We start from the raw sequence: 5,092 nt of genomic DNA on the forward strand, positions 1-5,092 counted from the left end.
GTCTCCAAGACTTGGTGCAGAGCGATCCCGGGGTGGAGGCTAGCCCTAAACCAGTTCTCGATCATTTACGAAGGTAGAATGCCCGTTATGTAGCCGATAGGACATTTACACAAAATCCTTTACACCCCCGGCGATACGCTAGAGAGGGAGTGTTGAGACAAGGATAAGGGGCGGGCGGGACCTTAAGGTTGGTGATAATAACGGCATGTTTCGTCACCTTGGCTGCAAAGAAGAGGGGAGTTACCCATCTGGTAACTCCCCTCACGGTCTTTTAGGCAAAGAATGAACTCTTCAGGTGGGCTCTTGGATGCACCATGTCTTAACTGCCGGCCTCCTCCCCTTCTTGAGCCGGATGCGTCGGATTGGTATCAGCGCCCTGGATTTTCGGCTTGGAATGGCTGGGCCGATCCTTCGAGAGATCAAATCCCGAAACGACCAAGATCTCCGGATTGTAGAGCGACGCGAGTTCCAGGAGCACGGCAATTTCGTCCAGATAGATTATCAGTTGAGCCTGGAGTACTTCCCGTTGTGCGATGTCGCGCTTACTGCCAAGGAGTGATTCATGGAACACGATGTCATGTTTTTTTGAGGTTTCCAGGTAAACCGAGCGGAGCTTCGGATTCGCAGCCCAAACCGCTTCCGAAATTTTCGAGGTGTCACTCACGGCAGCGACGACCCTCTGGTTCAATCCGTGGAATTTCGTTGGAGCCAAAGTTCGATAGTTACGCAAAATGTGCACCTCGCACCTCCCTTCCTCGTAGTAGTAAAACCGAGCCGACATCTAATTAGTTTTTACAAATCATACACGCTCGATAATACCGGCTAACAGGGGCAATGCAAGCAGGAGAAAGCCAGTTTTTTTCCCGACAGGGTTGGAAGCTGGATTGAGGCTGGTGCACAAGCTACAACTCAACCACATCCTTAGAAATCAGGCTCAATAAGGCAACGGGACAATGCGAGTTGCATGCGCGCAGCGAGACTTTGAAGGTGGTTTTCCTTAAGGAGCCGGTAGCACCTGAGGAAGGAGGGTTAGGAAAGCACGTGCCGCCTGGGAGAGGTAGCGGTCTTTGCGGTAGATGAGGTACAACTCCCGCTTCTGCCACGTTCCCACCATCGGAATCTCCAGGACGCTGCCGGTAGCAAGCTCGCGCTCCAACACGTGCCGCGACAGGATGGAGATGCCCAGACCTGCGGCCACCGCTTGTTTGACCCCTTCAGTGGTTCCCAACTCCATCGTGTTTCCGAGACAGGTGCCGGACTCCTCAAGCAGGGCCGAGACCATGCGCCAGGTGCCGGAGCCTCTCTTGGATATCAGGAAGGTCTCGGCCGCCAGTTCTGCCAACGCCACAGCTTTCTTGCGCTTCACCCAACGGTGCCCCGGCGGTACGATAAGAACCAGCGGGTCTTTGTGGAACGACCTGACCACCAGGCGCGGATCTGCATAAAACTGTCCCACCAGGCCGAGCTCGATGCCAGTCGCCAACACCAGTTCCACGATCTCACCACTAAAGCCGGTTTCAACGGTAAGCTCGACTCCCGGTGCTTGCTTCTTGAACGCCGTCAACATCCTGGGCAACAGGTAGGCCGCGATGGTCACCCCCGCACCAACCTGCAGCTTGCCGCCGGCAAGCCCTTTAAGATCATCCAGACGCGACGTGGTCTCATCGAGAAGTGCAGTCATGGTGCCGGTTGCCTCGTGGAGGATCTCCCCTGCCTGGGTCAAGGAAACCCTTCTGCCGATCCGGTGGAAGAGAGGTGTCCCGTAGTACTCCTCGAGCGCGGCGATGTGTTTGCTGATGCCCGGCTGGGTCAGGTGCAGCTCCTTGGCGGCGCGGGTAAAGCTGAGACGCTCCGCCACTACGTGAAATATGGTCAACTGGTTCAGATTCATGGCAGGAACTATAACACAGAGTTATGGGTTAGATGAAAACAATTCATTTGTCTCATAGAATGGCAAGGGCTAAGATTACCGGCAGACGACTACAGGATTAGGTGCGGTGGTGAGGAGGGAAGTTATGATGAAGCTCTACCCGATGTATCTTATGCTGGCAGCTTTCACGGTGTTCAGTCCCGGCCCCGGTGTTGTCATGACGCTCACCAACGCGTTGAGCTACGGGCTGAAAGGGAGCTTCGGCGGGATACTGGGGATCTCGGTGGGAGCGCTGATCATCGCGTCGTTATCGGCAACGGGGCTCGGGGTAATGCTGGCGGGTTCGCCCCTGGCGTTCACCATCACGAAGTGGATCGGCGCCTGCTACCTTGGCTATCTCGGCGTAAAACTCTGGCGGGCACCGGCGTTCGTGTTCATGGAGCAGGTGGAGCGCGAGGCGGGATTCCAGCGGAACTTCGTGAAGGGGGTGACGCTGCAGTTCACCAACCCCAAGGCGATCTTCTTTTTCCTCTCGGTGCTCCCGCAGTTCATCGACCGCGACCTGAACTTCTCCCTCCAGTTCGCAATAATGGCGCTCACCTATGGCGTGCTGATCGTTATCATCCACTCCCTGTACGCGGTCGGAGCACAAAGGACCCGCTCCTGGTTCACCTCGGAAGCCGGCGGTCGCGCCATCAATCGGGTGGGGGGCACCCTCTTCATCGTTTTCGCTGCTCTGCTGGTGTTGTCCAGAGGGGCAAGCTGAATGATCACGGATAGACAATTCGTTACCGGGCCACCCTTGCCTCCCCACCTTCAGAAAGACTCCGGATGGAGGCACGGGTGAGGCTGGCCGCCGAAAACCGTTCTCTAGCAGGTAAAAAGGCACCCGAATGAACAAGGTGCCTTTGCTGATGCGGACCGTCTCTTTGCCAGCGCCCTATTGTGCCGGCTGATCGGTGACGGTATGCGGTATCCAGCTGCTTCCGTCGAAAATGTACTCGATGTTACAGGTACTATCGACCCAGATCATGCCGACCACCGCCTTGGGAGGTGCCGTGTCGCTGACCACCTTACCACGTGGCGGCAGGGTTGAAACCTCGCTTTCGTTAGCCAGCGTGGTCCCCCCAGGTACCGGGTCTGCAGCGCAGACGGTGGACGAAAGCAACAACGTGCCGAGCAGAACGAACCAAATCCCGATAATGGCACTGCGTTTCATGGCAACACCCTCCTCACGTAGATGCTACCACAGGTAGTATCTCGCTCTCATTCTTTCCAACGTTCCAATGCTCCGTTTCCCCCATCAGTGGCAGCCAAAGCAGGTCGTCTTGAACGCCCCCTGCACGTCCAGAGTGCCGTTGCGGTGCTGCGCCGGATTGGTGATGGTCGTCCCCTGCCCGTTCACGCCGCTTGCGTCGGGGTGGCACAGCTGGCACTGGTTAAAGCTCGAGGTCGGCCCCTGGTTGCCGTGGCGGCCGCTGTGCCAGACCCTGCCGTCGGAAGGCGGGTTGCCGTGGCAGGCCGCGCACAGCTGGCCGGTCGCGCTCCAGGCGGGTGTCCGCTGCGCTCCGCCGTAGTTCACCGTGATCAGGTCGTACTCGTCGGTTCCGCCGTTGTACGAGTAGTAGCTGAAGCTGCCGCTCTTCACCGCGTGGCAAGAGACGTTGGAGCAGCTCTTCTCGGCATCGAACTGCGGCGCTGCCCCGAAGCCGTACTGGGGAGCCACCGACACGGTCACGTTCTCCCGGTGGTTCTTGACGGGGAGCACCATCGCATGTCGCGCGGCACCGTCGTTGTGGCACGGCGTGCAGTTCGTCCACCCCTGGGAGGCCTTGGCCGTCTTCGCCACGTGCGACAGGTGCGCCCCGCCGCCCCCCGAGTAGGACTCGAAGCGTGCGCCGGACCAGTTGTTCAGGGTGCCGAAGCTGAGCCCCGCACGCCGCGGCACCGGCGGGTAGCCGTGGCAGGCGTCGCAGCTGCCAAACGGCTTGAAGGCGCCCCCCGCCGCGTTGTGCCGGTGGCAGTTCAGGCAGCCGGTAGTCGGGTGCCCCCCCTCGGGAACCCCGGCGCGGAAGTGGGTGGTCAGGGTATGGCAAACCTGGCAAAGCCCGAGGTTGGTGTTCAGATCCACCAGCCCCGTGGTGCTGTTGGTAAAGCTGATGGCGATGCCGTTGATCCTCGACCTGATCATGGAATGGTTACCGCTGCCATGGGGATCGTGGCAGGCGGCGCACCCCATGCTCTGTCCGCTCCCCTTGGCGGTGAAGTGGCTGCTCATGTTGAGAAACGCCGGGCCGACCACCGCGCCGTCGTTGTGGCAGGAGGCGCACAGGGCATTGCCGGAGATGGCCAGCCGGGTGTAGGAGCCAAGCGATCCGGAGATGTGGCGGCTGTTTTGATCGTGGCAGTCGGTGCAGGTGCTGCTCGCGGCGTAGCGCCCGTGCCCCTTCGCTTGGAAGCTCGCCTGGTACGGCGCGGCCACACCGTTTGGCAGCACCGACGGCTGCGCGGCATGGCAGGAGGTGCAGGAGAGCCGCACGCCGCTCCAGGAGGGGAGCCCGCCCGGATGGCAACCGGCACAGGCGGAACCCGCGCCGTTAACGAGATCGACCGAGCCGTTTAGGTGGGTCGCCGGGTCGAACAGGTGGCAGTTCTGGCAGGCGTCCACTCCGTTGCCGAAGTAGTTCCCCGGGCCGTAGGCCTGGGTAAGGTGCGCGCTGTGTCCCCCGGTGGCCATCGGGGTCGCGCTGGCCGCGCTGCCGCCGTGGCAGGTGGTGCAGCTCTCCTTCGCCTGGTACCCTGCGAAGCCGTCCGCCACGGCCTGGCTGATCGCACCCGCGGCGACCAGGTTGGGGATCGCGAGAGTGGCGACCGAGTTGTCGAACTGGGCGTTGTCGAGGTAATCGATGGAGTCGAGCACCAGCTGCCGCGCGTACATCGGGTTGTGGGCGTAGGCCCCCGGCTCGCCGGCCAGGAGCACGTAGTTAAAGGCCGCTCCCATGGTGTTGGCCCCCTGCTCCCCGGAGCCCCAGTTGGTGTTGGCGAAGCCGTTGGCCAGGGAGGCCGTCACGATGCCCCGGGCGGCGAGCTGTGCCCTGAGGATCTCCAGAGCGTTTTGGAAGGAAGCGCGATCCGCAGCGAGGCTCGCCTCGGTAAGGTAGGTGCCGTGGCAGCCGGCACAGACCGGCAACGCGCCGGAGGCGAAGGTGTGGCCGTTGGTGG

5 protein-coding genes are annotated in these 5,092 nt (G+C 60.9%); 1 reads left to right on the top strand and 4 read right to left on the bottom strand.

What is annotated here, in order from left to right:
* Nucleotides 1-319: 319 nt before the first annotated feature.
* Together GMST_RS21960 and GMST_RS21965 are read right to left on the bottom strand one after the other, a co-directional pair.
* Nucleotides 320-739 (bottom strand): hypothetical protein, encoded by a 420-nt coding sequence (locus tag GMST_RS21960; protein WP_183356846.1) that lies wholly within the window; start codon nt 737-739, stop codon nt 320-322.
* Between the two features lie 258 nt (nt 740-997).
* Nucleotides 998-1,891 (bottom strand): LysR substrate-binding domain-containing protein, encoded by an 894-nt coding sequence (locus GMST_RS21965; RefSeq protein ID WP_183356847.1) that lies wholly within the window; start codon nt 1,889-1,891, stop codon nt 998-1,000.
* A gap of 124 nt (nt 1,892-2,015) precedes the next feature.
* Here GMST_RS21965 and GMST_RS21970 point away from each other — a divergent pair, with 124 nt between their 5' ends.
* Nucleotides 2,016-2,636 carry a LysE family translocator gene (locus tag GMST_RS21970; protein WP_198424587.1) on the top strand — a complete coding sequence of 207 codons (621 nt, stop codon included), beginning with the start codon at nt 2,016-2,018 and terminating at the stop codon, nt 2,634-2,636.
* Between the two features lie 174 nt (nt 2,637-2,810).
* Here the strand turns inward: GMST_RS21970 and GMST_RS21975 are convergent, their stop codons facing one another.
* Entirely contained in the window at nt 2,811-3,089 is a 279-nt protein-coding gene (locus tag GMST_RS21975; protein ID WP_183356848.1) for a hypothetical protein, read from the bottom strand.
* Between the two features lie 84 nt (nt 3,090-3,173).
* A partial coding sequence (locus tag GMST_RS21980) for a cytochrome c3 family protein (RefSeq protein ID WP_281380080.1) occupies nt 3,174-5,092 on the bottom strand: 1,919 nt, incomplete at its 5' end.

This window comes from Geomonas silvestris (assembly GCF_014193515.1).
Lineage (GTDB): Bacteria > Desulfobacterota > Desulfuromonadia > Geobacterales > Geobacteraceae > Geomonas > Geomonas silvestris.